7 protein-coding genes and 1 pseudogene are annotated in these 13,589 nt (G+C 68.4%); 2 read left to right on the top strand and 6 right to left on the bottom strand.

What is annotated here, in order from left to right:
• Nucleotides 1-342: 342 nt before the first annotated feature.
• Nucleotides 343-1,887 carry an MFS transporter gene (locus D180_RS05025; RefSeq protein WP_017911941.1) on the bottom strand — a complete coding sequence of 515 codons (1,545 nt, stop codon included), beginning with the start codon at nt 1,885-1,887 and terminating at the stop codon, nt 343-345.
• A 164-nt stretch (nt 1,888-2,051) separates the two neighbouring features.
• On the opposite strand from D180_RS05025, the gene D180_RS05020 reads away from it, so the two are divergent.
• Nucleotides 2,052-2,930 (top strand): LysR substrate-binding domain-containing protein, encoded by an 879-nt coding sequence (locus D180_RS05020; RefSeq protein WP_017911940.1) that lies wholly within the window; start codon nt 2,052-2,054, stop codon nt 2,928-2,930.
• A 279-nt stretch (nt 2,931-3,209) separates the two neighbouring features.
• On the opposite strand, the gene D180_RS05015 is transcribed toward D180_RS05020, so the two are convergent.
• Nucleotides 3,210-5,525 carry a hypothetical protein gene (locus D180_RS05015; RefSeq protein WP_232760338.1) on the bottom strand — a complete coding sequence of 772 codons (2,316 nt, stop codon included), beginning with the start codon at nt 5,523-5,525 and terminating at the stop codon, nt 3,210-3,212.
• Nucleotides 5,526-5,809: 284 nt separating this feature from the next.
• Between D180_RS05015 and D180_RS05010 the strand changes: the two genes are divergently transcribed.
• Nucleotides 5,810-7,330, top strand: a complete 1,521-nt coding sequence (locus D180_RS05010) for an acetyl-CoA hydrolase/transferase family protein (protein WP_017907322.1) — start codon at nt 5,810-5,812, stop codon at nt 7,328-7,330.
• Nucleotides 7,331-7,659: 329 nt separating this feature from the next.
• On the opposite strand, the gene D180_RS05005 is transcribed toward D180_RS05010, so the two are convergent.
• From D180_RS05005 to D180_RS04995, 4 genes and pseudogenes are all read right to left on the bottom strand, one after another.
• Nucleotides 7,660-7,974 carry a GIY-YIG nuclease family protein gene (locus tag D180_RS05005; RefSeq protein ID WP_017911938.1) on the bottom strand — a complete coding sequence of 105 codons (315 nt, stop codon included), beginning with the start codon at nt 7,972-7,974 and terminating at the stop codon, nt 7,660-7,662.
• 92 nt (nt 7,975-8,066) lie between these two features.
• Nucleotides 8,067-8,174: pseudogene (locus tag D180_RS23380) on the bottom strand (LysR family transcriptional regulator); the annotation flags it as partial.
• A 319-nt stretch (nt 8,175-8,493) separates the two neighbouring features.
• Nucleotides 8,494-9,567, bottom strand: coding sequence for a 3-deoxy-7-phosphoheptulonate synthase (locus tag D180_RS05000; RefSeq protein WP_017911936.1), 1,074 nt, complete (start codon nt 9,565-9,567; stop codon nt 8,494-8,496).
• Between the two features lie 450 nt (nt 9,568-10,017).
• The gene (locus tag D180_RS04995) at nt 10,018-12,909 is read right to left on the bottom strand and encodes a TonB-dependent receptor (RefSeq protein ID WP_017911935.1); all 2,892 of its coding nucleotides are present in this window, start codon (nt 12,907-12,909) and stop codon (nt 10,018-10,020) included.
• Nucleotides 12,910-13,589 lie beyond the last annotated feature (680 nt).

Below are 13,589 nucleotides of genomic sequence, written 5' to 3'. Positions count from 1 at the left end.
GCCGCTGCGCGGCTCGCCGCCGGCGGTGGCCAGCGAAGCCGAGGCGCATGCGCTGCTGCGCAGCGACGAGCCGCTGACCGTGGACCCGACCCGCCCCGAACTGCCGGCGTCGCCGGAACCGCCGTCGCAGGCCATGCCGACCTGACGCACACGCAACCGGCGCCGCGCACCCCGCTTCGACGACGGTTCGCGGCAGTCGAGGCGCAGCGGCGCTGCCGGCGCATGTGCACGCGCCACCGCGGACAATCCACGTCCCAGCGCCCGGGCTTCGGGCGCAGCGCACGACGCGGCGCTTCCGTCATGGGCAACCGGCCGAGCGCCTTCGCCTCGGTCGCGCGTCCATCAGGCGACCTCTTTCGACACGGCAGACCGATGTTCGGCGCCACGCCTGCCGAACACGATCACGCTGCAGAGCGCGAGGATCCAGACACTGATGCCGCCATACAACATCACCCATTGCATGCCTTGGATCATGGCTGCCGCCGCGACGTCGGGCGGAACCGTCGGCGTGGAGAGGCCCTGCCCCGCCGCGTGTGCGGTTCCGCCGGAAAGCCGCTCAGCCAGCCCCCGCAGCAACGTGGCGTCAGCCGTCGGCAGCGTCCGGCGGAGAAAGGACAACACGCCCTCCACCAGGATGAATCCCATGACCGCGATATTGATCGCAAGGCTGATCAGGCGCGCACTGGTGTCCATGCCGGAGGCCATGCCGGTACGCGCGACGCAGACCGACGCGGTGATGGTATTGGTCACCGGGGTGTTGACGATCCCCAACCCGGTACCGGCCAGCAGGCACCCGGGGAGCATCGTCAACCAACTGGCCCGCACCGTGCCGCTGCCCCACGCCATCAGCAACAAGCCGGCTCCGATCGCAAACAGGCCGGCAGGAATCACGGTATGCGCGCGGTAGCGCAGCGCCAGCCGCTCGCCCAACGGCGGCAGCACCAGGGTCGGCAAGGTGTAAGCCAGCAGCGAAAGTCCGGTGGCCACGTTGCCGTAGCCCAGCCCATGCTGGAACAGCAGCGGCAGATAGATCATGAGCGGCCAGAAGCTGAAGTTCATGCCCATCGAGCCCAACAGGGCGCCGGAAAAGTCGCGGATGCGGAACACCGAGAAGTCGAACATGGGCGCATCGGCGCGGCGCTCCGCCACAACGAACGCGACGCAGCTGCCGATGGCGATGATCAGACTCGCCAGCGACGAAACGCTGCCAAAGCCGGCTACCGGCCCTTGCGTGATGAACCACGCCAAGGCGAGCACCGCGACCGACAGCGAGACGATCCCGGCAACGTCCAAACGGCGCCGCTGCGGATCGCGCGACTCCTCGACACCGACAAGCGCCAGTCCCAGAGCGATCGCGGAAATGGGCACATGCACAAGGAAAACCCATTCCCAACTCCACAACGCGACGATGCCGGCACCGATGATCGGGCCGAAACCCAGGCCGATGCCGAAGACGATCCCCCAGATCCCAAACGCCTTGGCACGGGCCGTCGCGTCTGCGAATTGCTGCGAGAGCACGGCGAACTGGCACACCAGCATGGCGCCCCCGGCCATCCCCTGAAGGAAGCGACCAGCGATCAGCAGCGCCGTGCTGCCTGCCAGGCCGCATACCAAGGAGGTCACGCCGAACAGGAACACGCAGATCAGGAAGATCCGCTTGCGCCCGTAGCGGTCGGCCAGCGTGCCCGTCGCCATCAGCACGGTGGTGCAGGCGATGGTGTAGGCATTCATGATCCACTGCAGATCGCGGAAGCTGCCGTGCAGCGCCGCTTCGAGGAGGGGAAGGATCACCGGCACGCTGGAGATCTCCAGACCGAACATCAGCGAAGCCAGGCAGGCGGCCGCCAGCGTGAGGGTGTTCCTGCGCGCGGAAGGAAGGTGCGTCATGGGCTTTTCCTAGAGGGACATCCGCCCGCGGCGCCGAGCGGACCGACCGGTGCACGGCGGGTCGATTCGGGCTTGGGAGCGGCTGACTTCCAGTCTGGGAGCACACAATGGATGATGGAAATGATTTAATTTTCTTGAATTAATTAAAAAATGGACTGAATCGCATGGACTACGATCCGGATCTGTTACGCACCTTCGTTGCGGTGAACGAGACTGGCGGCTTCACGCGCGCAGGCGAACGGCTGCACCTCACCCAGTCGGCCATCAGCCATCACATTCGCAAACTGGAAGCGCAGGCCGGCACGGCACTGCTGAATCGCACAACCCGCCGGGTGAGCCTGACCGAAGACGGCGAAGACTTTCTTCGCCATGCGACGCAGGTGCTGCAGGCGCATGACGCGCTCGCACGGCGTTTCCGGCGTTCTCCGGTGTCCGGCACGGTGCGTTTCGGTGCCCCCGAAAGCTACGTCGGCGATCGCCTTCCGCCAATGCTGGCGCGGTTCGCACGGATGTTTCCGGCGGTGCGGCTGGACGTGACGGTGGATACCTATGCCGCGCTGCACGAGCAGATCGTTGCGGGCTCCCTCGACCTGGCGGTGACACTCGCACTGGAGGACGACCCGACAACGCCCCTGCTGCGCCGAACCCGCTTCGTGTGGGCGGCCGCGCCAGCGTTCGCGCCGGCCGCGAATGCGCCAGTCCCGCTCGCTTTTGCGCCCAAGCCCTGCCTGCACCGGCAGGTGGGAACCGCTGCACTGGAACGCGCCGATCTCGCCTGGCGAGTGGCATTCACCTCGCCAAGTCAGCAGGGACTGCGTGCCGCAGTGAAGGCCGGCCTGGCCATCACCGCCCTGCCCCAGGAAGATCTGGAAGCGGGAATGGTCGCCGTGGACGAGCGCTTTGGATTGCCGCCGTTGCCGCACGCCAGCTTCCGGCTGCTGTGGAGCGAGGCCAACCGAACGCCGGCAGCGGAGGCGCTAGCGCAACAACTGTCGCAATCACCCGAGGCACTTTCCGGCAGCGACGCGATGCCCGCCGACTGAAATAAAAAAGCCCGCTTGCAGCGAACTGCCAGCGGGCTTTGCTCCCTCCCCCACGTCGGGATGCAGGGCGATCTTGGGCGCTTTTTTTGGACATTGCACGCTGCACTGCAAAACGATACCGGGCAGTACATTCTGCGTGGGCGGGAATGGGGAGACGGGAATGGGGAATAGATAAAGCGGGGGATACGCGCGTTGCATGCTTTCGCATGCCGGCGTGGCGCGGCGCACAGCGCATCCACCCGCAGCCAGCGAAGCACGCCCAACGCGATCTCTGTGGCGCTAAGGCGATGCCGCCGGTGCCGGCGCCTCCGGCAGCCATGCCGGTTGCTTGTCGTACCACTCGCGCGCGCCGAGCAGATGCCATTGCCGCTGTTCGCCGCGCAGCGCCACGCCCACGCCGAGCACGCCCCAGCGCGCATACAGATCGCCCTGCGTGCCGGCATCGCCCACGCGCAGGCGCGCGCGCAAGGCCACCCGTTCGTTCTCCGCCGCGACCCGATCCAGCCACAGCGCATCCTTGCGCCAGCGCAGCTGTCCGCTGGCCTGCAGTTGTCCGGCATCGGCCAGCTTCAACAACCACGCCGGCGCATCGCTGTGCTGCGCGAACACCGCCAGCACCGGGCCGGCGTCGCGCATCTGCATCTGCACCTGCGCATCGGCCTGCACCGGCGCCGCCGCGGCGATGCGGCCCTGCGGAATGCGCAGCGTCGCCCACCAGTCGCCCTGCCTGGGCTGGGTGCCGTAGCGCACGCCCTGCAGGCGCAGGGTGCTGCCGCTCAGATCGAAGCGCTTGTCCTGCAGCTCGGCGCGGCGCAGCCGCGCGTCCAGGTCGAGATCGCCGGCCAGCTCCAGGCCCGCGGTCTGCAGCCGCGCCTGGCGGCCGAGCACACGCACGGTGCCCTGGCCGACCTGGCCGGACGCGTCCAACTGCAAGTCGCCGCTGAGCCGTCCATCGCCGCCGAGCACGCGCACCTGCGCCGCCGGCAGATAGCGGTTGTAGGCGCGCAGGTCCGGCACGCGCGCATCGGCGAAGCGCAGCCGCGCCTGCAACGAGTCGCGCAAGGTGGCCAGCGCGCCGTCGCCCTGCAAGTCCAGTTGCAGGTTCTCGCCTTCGACGAAGCTGGCCTTGGGCGCGTCCAGCGGCGCCAGCGCGAAGCGGCGCATGCGCACGTCCAGTTGCGTGCGCGGCTGTTCGGCGCTGCCGACGATGCGGCCGACCGCCTGCGCCTTGCCGCTCAGGCGCACGCGCATGATCTCCGCCACCGCCTGCACGTCGGGTACGTCGAGACGGCTGCCGGGCTGCAGCGCGCCCTGCCGCAACTGCAGATCGGCGGCGACGTCGCCGCCGCCGTCGAGCTGGAACCACGGCTTGCGCACCAGCAGGTCGCTGATCCAGTTCAACGATTCGAAATGCCAGCGTCCCTGCACGCGGCCGGAGGTGCGCGGCAGCAACGCCGCCAGGTCGTCGAACGGCACCTGGCGCCCGGCGATGCGCAGGTCGGCATCGAGCATGCTGCGCGGATCGACCTGGCCGGGCAGGCGCGCGCGGGCGCGGATGTCCTCGCCCTCCACGTCCAGCAGCAGCGTCAGCACACCGCGATCGGTGGCGCCCACGCCGGCATGCAGCGGCACCCGCCAGTTGAGCGTGCTGCCGGGCTGCAGCGCGCCGCGCAGCAGGTGCAGATCGGCCTGCACGTGGCCCAGGCCGGGTTCGGTACTGAGTTTGGTGGTGTCGCCGGCGGTGTCGATGCGCAGGGCCACGCTGCGGCCATGCATGCGCAGCGCCAGGTCGGTGATGCCCAACTTGCGCAGCCCCGGCGCCTGCGCGCGGTAGTGGCGCGGGAACGAGAAGCGCGCGTCCAGCGTGGCCTGGTCGGCGATCTGGTGCTTGCCGTAGCGCACGCTGGCGTCCTCGAACACGATCTGCGAGCGGAACAGTTCCGAGGGGCCGCCACGCAACTGTTTGAGGAAGCCGACGGTACCGTGACCCTTGCCTTCGATCGCAAAATCACCGAAGCGGGCGCGGCGCAGCGTGCCGCTGTGGATCGCGTCGAAGCGCAGGGTCCAGCCCTGGTCGCTGGGCGGCGGTGGCGGGATCATCTCCTCGACGCGGTCCATCTCGCCGATCACGTTCACCGCTTCCATCCACGGCAGGCGCACTTCGCGATGCAGCAGCGGCAGCAGCGCGATGCGCGCGCTGGCGCGGTCGGCACGCACCTGCCAGACATTGCGCTGCACGTGGCCGCGCATGCGCACGTTCCAGGCGGTGATGAAGCCGGGCAGTACGGTGACGGCCGGCCCAGTGTGCATGCGGAACTTCTCCGGCTTGCGGTTGGTGGCCAGGTCGAACAGCGGCGTGTTGAGGAACACGTTGCCGGCCAGCAGATACAGCAGGTAGGCGATCAGCATGCCGCGCAGGAGCAGGCGCCAGCCGCGCGGCAGACGCCGGTAGCGAGCGTGGACGGCGGTCAGTGGGCGGGCGGAGAGCGGCACCGCCGCACTATCGCCGCGGTGCGGCGTGGAACGCGTGAAAGCGACGGTGGCGCATACCCGGCGTTGCGTGGCGGTGCACGCAGGGCCGCCAGGCCGCTCCATTGCACCGGCTGCATGCGCGCTGCGTCCTGCCATCGCAAACCAGACCCCACAAGGAGAGCGGAGAAACCAGCGCCCCTCTCCCACCGGGAGATGGGTTGGGGTGAGGGTCCGGCGCGCGAAGCGCCGCACACATCGCACAGACCGTGGCGTACATCCTCATCGCTGCGTCCGTTGCGCCGCATGCGCCGCCACGCGACAAGCGCAAAAAGTGGGGACACACCCCAACGCGGGCCTCGGCCCGATCCGCGATAATTGCCCTCCCCTTCCCACGCCATGGTCGCCGCATGTCCGCCGAACGTATCCTCCATCCCCGCCTGCGCGAACGCATCGTCAGCGCCGAGGCCGCGGCGGCGTTGATCCAGCCCGGCGAGACGGTGGCGATGAGCGGCTTCACCGGCTCCGGCTATCCCAAGGCGGTGCCGATGGCGCTGGCGCAGCGCATCGAGGCGGCGCACCTGCAGGGCCAGTCGTTCAAGATCCAGTTGATGACCGGCGCCTCCACCGCGCCGGAGCTGGACGGCGCCCTGGCCAAGGCCGACGGCATCGCCCTGCGCATGCCGTTCCAGTCCGACCCGGACGCGCGCCAGCGCATCAACGCCGGCACGCTGGACTACATCGACATCCACCTCAGCCACGTCGCCCAGCACGTCTGGTTCGGCTTCTACGGGCAGATCGACACCGCGGTGGTGGAAGTGGCCGGCATCCGCGAGGACGGCAGCCTGATCCCGTCGACCTCGGTCGGCAACAACAAGACCTGGCTGGACCTGGCGAAGAAGGTGATCGTCGAGGTCAACGACTGGCAGCCGGCCGGCATCGACGGCATGCACGACGTGTACTACGGCACGGCGTTGCCGCCGCATCGCAAGCCGATCCCGCTGCTGCATGCCGACGACCGCATCGGCGAGCCGTCGCTGCGCTGCGACCCGGACAAGATCGTGGCGGTGGTGCGCACCCACGGCCCCGACCGCAACAGCCCGTTCACGCCCGCAGATGCCACCAGCCAACGCATCGCCGAGCACCTGATCGCGTTCTTCCAGCACGAGGTCGGCAAGGGCCGGCTGCCGCCCAACCTGCTGCCGCTGCAGTCCGGCGTGGGCAACATTCCCAACGCGGTGCTGGCCGGCCTGGCCAGCAGCGGCTTCCGCGACCTCAGCGCCTTCACCGAAGTGATCCAGGACGGCATGCTCGACCTGTTGCGCAGCGGCGTGCTCAAGGTCGCCTCGTGCACCGGCTTCGCGCTGAGCCCGGAGGCCAACGAGGAGTTCAAGCGCAACATCGACTTCTACCGCGAGCGCATCATCCTGCGCACGCAGGAAATCTCCAACCATCCGGAACTGGTACGGCGGCTGGGCTGCATCGGCATGAACGGCATGATCGAAGCCGACCTGTACGGCAACGTCAATTCCACCCACGTGATGGGCAGCCGCATCATGAACGGCATCGGCGGCTCCGGCGACTTCGCCCGCAACGGCTTCCTGTCGATCTTCCTCAGCCCCAGCACGGCAAAGAACGGCAGCATCTCCTCGATCGTGCCGATGGTCAGCCACGTCGACCACACCGAACACGACGTCTCGATCATCGTCACCGAGCACGGCCTGGCCGACCTGCGCGGCCTGCCGCCGCGGCAGCGCGCGCAACAGTTGCTCGCGCACTGCGTGGACCCGAGCTACCGCGCGCAACTGCAGGACTATTTCGATCGCGCCCTGCACGCCAGCTATGGCAAGCACACCCCGCACCTGCTGCCCGAGGCGCTGTCCTGGCACCAGCGCTGGCTGGATACAGGGACGATGCACGCGGGCGGCTGAGCCACCGATCGGCAGCGGGACATGCAGCCCTTCCCACATTGCAGCCCTGCCATCCCGACATCTGCGCGAATGTCCAGTGCCCTGGTAGCAGTGGCTTCAGCCGCGACGCGTTTTCCACGAGGTCGCGCTTGAAAGCGCTCCTACGACGGCTGCCGATGATTCTTTTGGAAGGCCGCCGAGTACTGCGGGACAGCGCGTCGGGACTGAAGTCCCTCCCACAGTGCAGTCCTCTCGCATCCAGAATCTGCGCGAATGTGCGGCATCGTCGCGGGAGCGGCTGCAGCCGCGACGGGCGTTACGGGTCACGCTTCTCGCGGCTGAAGCCACTCCTACGACACCGCTGCGGATTCGGCGGTCGCTTGCAGGTTGTCGGGGCCAGATGCGGTCTCGGGCGCGGTCAGGAACGCCAGCTTGCGGCCACGCGGCAACTGCTTGAGTGCGTACTCGGCGCGCGAGGCGGCGGCACGGTCGGGGTAGGCGCGACTGGCCAGCAGCCGCACCGGTGGGTTGGCGCGGGTGTACTTGGCACCGGCGCCGCGCAGGTGCGCCTGGAAGCGTGCCTGCAGGTCCGGGGTGATGCCGGCGTAGTAGCTGCCGTTGCGGCATTCGAGCAGGTACAGGAACCAGGGCGAGTCGGCGGCCATGCAGGCATTATCGACACGGTGACCGGTTTCGCCAGCAGCGGCGTCCGCACATGCGCGCATGCGATTCGGGCAGCACCTATCGGTCAGACCCCGATGTCGGCCAACGCGGCGCTGGCGGCATCGGCCAGTTGCCGATCTTCGGCGGTCAGCTTGACCCCACGCGCATGGCGCTGGAACAGCGTCGCGCCGAGCAGGGCCTGGTGCATCCGGCAGGCGATCGCCGCTATGCCCCCGGCCCCTCAATGCGCGGCTTGTACATCTCATCGCGCCACTTCCACGCCGCCGCGCTGAACCGGCGACAACCGGTCTTAACGCCCCGCCAACACCTTGCCAGCCGCTGCCACACACCGGCATACCGTGGTCACCGGATGGGCGGATAACGTCATCACCGGCACGCAGCCGTCGATACCGAAGCTCTCTCCCTTCGCATTCGGCGGCGCGTCCGGCCCCTCTTTCCGGCCTCCCCCGCCCCCACGCACGCAGCCGGTCAGGCTGCGTGCGTTTCTCCCAGCAGCGCCCTCAGGCCGCCTGCGCCACGCGCGCCTGGCGCCGTGCGCGCACCGCCTGCGCCAGCCGCTCGAGCACCTGCACCGAGCTGTCCCAGTCGATGCAGCCATCGGTGATGCTCTGGCCGTAGACCAGCGGCTGGCCGGCGACCAGGTCCTGGCGGCCGCCGCGCAGGTGGCTCTCGACCATGGCGCCGACGATGCGGGTCTGCCCGGCCTCGAGCTGGCGGGCGATGTCCTCGATCACCTTGGGCTGGTTGTCCGGGTTCTTGCCGCTGTTGGCGTGGCTGGCGTCGACCATCAGCCGCGCCGGCAGGCCGGCCTTCTCCAGCACCTGCGCCGCTGCGGCCACGCTGTCGGCGTCGTAGTTGGGCTGGGTGCCGCCGCGCAGGATCACGTGGCAATCGGGGTTGCCGGCGGTGGCCGCCACCGCGGTCTGCCCGTCCTTGGTCACCGCCAGGAAATGGTGCGGATGCGAGGCCGCGCCGACCGCATCGACCGCGATCTTGACGTCGCCGCTGGTGCCGTTCTTGAAGCCCACCGGGCACGACAGGCCGGACGCCATCTCGCGATGCACCTGGCTCTCGGTGGTGCGCGCGCCGATCGCGCCCCAGGCCACCAGGTCGGCGATGTACTGCGGCGAGATGATGTCGAGGAACTCCACGCCGGCCGGCAGACCCAGGCGGTTGATGTCGCGCAGCAGGCCGCGCGCCAGGCGCAGGCCCTTGTTGATGTCGAAGCTGCCGTCGAGGTTGGGGTCGTTGATCAGGCCCTTCCAGCCGACCGTGGTGCGCGGCTTCTCGAAGTACACCCGCATCACGATCTCCAGCGCATCGCCGTAGGTCTCACGCAGCGGGCGCAGGCGCTGCGCGTACTCCATCGCCGCGACCGGGTCGTGGATCGAGCAAGGACCGATCACCACCGCCAGGCGGTCGTCGCGGCCGTGCAGGATCTCGTGCAGCGCCGCGCGTGCGGCGGTGACGGTCTGCGAAGCCTCCTCGTCGCAGGGCAGCAGCGCCTGCAGTTGGGAGGGTGGGGTCAGCGGTTCGATCTTGCGGATGCGCAGATCGTCGGTGTGCGGGGCCATGTGCGTGTCTCGTCGGGGGGCTGGGTGGGGGCCAGATCCGGCGGCATGAAAAAAGCCGCCAGGTTCGCTGGCGGCTTTCGGGATTGCGGCTGAAGTGTCCTTCAGGGTGAACGCGATCCTTCCTCCGCCAGCGGCATCGGAAAACCGTAATACCAAAAGTAAAAGCTGCGGCAGGAAGCGTTCATGGGACGTAGTGATAGCACAGGGTTTGCGGCAGCGCCACAGTTGCATCAGCAACTTGTGGCGCCGGAAAAGGGGAACCGGGAATGGGGAATCGGAAAAGCGGTTCAACGCGGCGGTAGGGCCATGATGTCGCCGTCATCGCGTAGGAGCCTTTGACGCGTGGGTTCTTACGTGGCACTGCGCGCTCCGGACCCTCACCCCAACCCCTCTCCCGGAGGGAGAGGGGCTAGAGCGCATCCCGAATCCCGACTCCCCATTCCCGGCCCCTCAGAAATCCAACACATATTCCATCGCCACCTCGCGGCCGATCGCGTCGTACAGGGTGGTGTTGTAGAACTGGTAGCCGTAGTAGCGCTCCTTGTTGTCGTAGCCGACGGTATCGAGCACGTTGTTGATGTACAGGTTGACCTTCATCTTCGGGGCGATGCGGTAGCCGGCGGTGAGGTTCCAGTACAGCGCCGGGCCGACGCGACCGAAGTAACGCGTGGTGCTCTCGCCGAAGTGGCGGTTGCCGCTGTCGGTGACGCGGCAGGCGTCGGAAGGGCTGGGCTGGTAGCCGTCGTCGAAGCGGGTGCAGGTGCCCCAGTTCACCGCCTGGGTGGAGCCGAAGCGCTTGGCATAGAGAGTGAGATCCAGCGGACCGCCGTTCTCCCAGTGCACGCTGCCGCGCAGCTTGCTGCGGATCTTCTGGTCGCGCAGGTTCTTGTCGTCGTCGGTGCGATAGGTCTGCTCGTGGTAGCCGATCAGATTGTTGTAATCCAGGGCGACACTGAAGTTGCCCCAGCGCGCGGTGTTGAAGCGGTACTTCAGCGAGGCGTCGACGCCGGACACGTGCATCTGCGCGATGTTGATCGGCCCCTGCTCGATGCCGGTGACGCGACCGTCGGCATCGCGCGACACGCGCGAGAGGATGCGCGCGCAGTACTCGGCACCGCCGGGATTGACCCACACGCCGCCGGCGGTGGTCAGGCCGGTGCGGCAGCCGGCTTCGGCGCTGAGCACCTCGTCGCGGTTGAGGTCCTTGATCATGTCCTGCAAGCGAATCCGGTAGTAGTCCGCGGTCAGCGACAGGCCCTCGGCGATGTCCCAGACGAAGCCGGCGGTGACCGAGCGGCCGTGTTCCGATTCCAGGTCGGGCGTGCCGCGGCGGTTGACCTGCATCAGGTAGAACACGTCGCTGTTCTCGGCACTGCAGCCGCCGGTGAGGTAGTAGCCCTTCTGGATGCAGCGGTACTGGTCGATCACGGTCTGCTGGGTGGAGCTGGGTTCGCCGAGCACGTAGTGCATGTCCGGGGCGCGGAAACTGGTGGCGACGCTGCCGCGCAGCAGCAGCGTGCTCAGTGGCCGCCACTCCAGGCCGGCGCTCCAGGTGGTGTCGCGCTGGGTGCCGATCGCCGCGCCGAGGTCGCTGCCGTAGGCGCGATAGTCGCCGTAGCGGTCGTGGCGCGCGGCCAGGCTGGCATTGAGCTTGGACAGCAGCGGCACGTCGAACTCGATGCCGCCGGAGTAGCGCAGGCGCTCGCCGCCGCCGTAGTCGACCACGTCCAGCGGATAGCAGGTGTTGGCGCAGGGGTCGGGCGACAGCCGGTAGCCCTGCTTGGCCACTTCGCCGACCGCGGCGAACTTGATCGGCCCGGCCCAGCCCTGCAGCAGCTCGCCGGTGATGTTGGCGCTGGCCTGGTTGACCCAGGAATCGGCGCGGTTGTGCGCCTTCACCGCCAGGTCGTTGTATTGCGCGCCGGTCAGCGGCTGGTACCAGCGCGACTCGTCGAGATCGTAGATCGGCGTGCCGTCGGCGGTGCTGCCCAGTTGCGGGCCGAGAAAGTAGGCGGTGGCCTTCTGCGTGTCCACGGTGCGCACGTATTCGTCGACGGTGTAACGCGCGCGGCCCACCGCCACTTCCCAATCGAAGCGATCGGCGAGGCGGCCCTTGAGGCCGGCGCTCAGGTCCCAGGACAGTTCCCTGGTGGTGTTGGCCAGGTTCTTCCAGCCGCCGGATTCGTAGCGGGTGAGCTGGCGGATCGCGTACAGGTCGCGGTCGCTGCCGGTGTCGTGGAACGGGCCGAGGTAGACGTAGGGCGGGTCGTAGGTCCAGTAGCCGACGCTCTTGGTCGTGGACAGCGTGCTCCAGGCCTGCACGCCGTTGTCGAAGTCGAAGGTGCCGTACAGATACGCCGAGCCGCTGTCGCCGCCGCTGGCGGCCAGCCAGTCGGCGTAGTCGTGTGCCATGCCGCAGTAACCGCCGAGGTTGCGCACGGTGTCGCTGTTGTAGTCGTAGTTCAGCCGCTGCGCGTCGACGAACTGGCCGCCGAAGCGCGCACAGGTGCCGCTGGGCGGCGCCAGGCGCGTGTTGTCGCCGGCGTCGACCAGGCTCAGGCCGGTGAATGGATTGAAGCCGTACTTGCGCGCCTGCGCGGTCCAGTTGCTGTAGGACTCGTCGTCCTGGTCGTCCATCTTCGGCCGCTCGCCGACCGACAGCGGATCGCGCCGGGTCCACTGCAGCGCGTAGGTCAGGTTCCACTTGTCGCCGCTGCGCCCGCCGACCCAGGACAGGTCGACCACGTCGCGCCCGCCGGCGGTGGCGGTGCCGCCGCGCAGGCGCACCTGGTTGCCCTCGTAGCCTTGCTTGAGGATCACGTTGATCACGCCAGCGACCGCGTCCGAACCGTAGATGGCCGAGGCGCCGCCGGTGAGGATCTCGATGCGTTCCACCGCCGCGGACGGGATGTTGGCGTAGTTGGCGAAGTTGCTCTCGCCGGCGTAGGGCTGCGGATAGTCGGCGACGCGGTGACCGTTGACCAGCAGCAGCGTGCGCCCGGGACCGAGGTCGCGCAGGCTCACCGGCGAGGCGTTGGGCGTGTGCGAGCCGTACTTGGTGTCGGCCTCGACGCTGCCCTGCTGGTTGAGCGTGCTGAGCACGTCGTAGACGGTGAGGAAACCTTCCTGCTGGATCTGCTGCGCGCTGATCGTCAGCACCGGCTCTGCGCCCTCCACCTCCGAGCGTTTGATCCGCGAGCCGGTGACCACGACCTGACCGAGGTCAGTGGTGGCGGCGGCCTTGGGCGCGGCGGTGTCTGCGTCCTGCGCGCGCGCCTCGGCAGCGCCGTACAGCGCCAGCACGATGCCGAACGCAAACGTGGTGGATGAGCGAAGTGGCATGCGATGTCCCCGGCAGCGGATGGAAGCAGCGCCGTGCGAACACGACCTGCGGCGCCCTCTTCGCTGCGCCGCGCCCACGACCGTGCTGCGCATGCCGCCGGCACGCGCCACCCTGCGCCGGCCGCGGCGCACAGAAGAAGACGAACATGCGGGCGTGCAGATCCCCCTGGACGCCCGTGCGTCCTAACCTGCATGGCGCTGAAAACGCTGTCAACACGCGGCTACAGCGCACTTGTAGACGATTGCGCGTTGTGCGCGATTCGCCGCGCAGCGCGTCGATTCTCGCCGTATCGCCACCGCAGGCCGTGCCAGCTGCACCTCTGGCGGAAACGCTACTGGGCAACGATGGGCTGCATGCGCATCGCGATCGCGTGCCCCTCTTCCGTTGAGAGAGGGGTTGGTGCGAGGGTCCGGCGCGCAGCGTCTCGTGGTGTTTGAGGCGCATGGAGCGAAGCCTGCACTCGCATCCGTCCGGTTGGGTCACGGCCGCCTGGCACGCCTGTGCCGCGCCTCGGTCGGGGAGATCGCACAAGCCCGGCACAGGCAGCTTCCATGACCCGCTTCGCTGCTTACCGCAGCTCGGCGAGAAACGCCGTTGTCCTCGCGGGAGCGGCTTCAGCCGCGACAGGCATTCCCGGCAGCGCCTCGTCGCGGCTGAAGCCGCTCCTTGTATCTGGACA

Origin of the sequence: Xanthomonas sp. SHU 166, assembly GCF_000364685.1 — a bacterium.
GTDB lineage: Bacteria > Pseudomonadota > Gammaproteobacteria > Xanthomonadales > Xanthomonadaceae > Xanthomonas_A > Xanthomonas_A sontii.
Note: the sequence above shows the minus strand (reverse complement) of the source record. Positions and strands in the feature narration are given on the sequence as shown.

Excerpts from the sequence above, each read along its gene's own strand:
- D180_RS05025 (WP_017911941.1), bottom strand. The coding sequence starts at position 1,887 with ATGACGCACCTTCCTTCCGCGCGCAGGAACACCCTCACGCTGGCGGCC.
- D180_RS05020 (WP_017911940.1), top strand. The coding sequence starts at position 2,052 with ATGGACTACGATCCGGATCTGTTACGCACCTTCGTTGCGGTGAACGAG.
- D180_RS05015 (WP_232760338.1), bottom strand. The coding sequence starts at position 5,525 with ATGGAGCGGCCTGGCGGCCCTGCGTGCACCGCCACGCAACGCCGGGTA.
- D180_RS05010 (WP_017907322.1), top strand. The coding sequence starts at position 5,810 with ATGTCCGCCGAACGTATCCTCCATCCCCGCCTGCGCGAACGCATCGTC.
- D180_RS05005 (WP_017911938.1), bottom strand. The coding sequence starts at position 7,974 with ATGGCCGCCGACTCGCCCTGGTTCCTGTACCTGCTCGAATGCCGCAAC.
- D180_RS05000 (WP_017911936.1), bottom strand. The coding sequence starts at position 9,567 with ATGGCCCCGCACACCGACGATCTGCGCATCCGCAAGATCGAACCGCTG.
- D180_RS04995 (WP_017911935.1), bottom strand. The coding sequence starts at position 12,909 with ATGCCACTTCGCTCATCCACCACGTTTGCGTTCGGCATCGTGCTGGCG.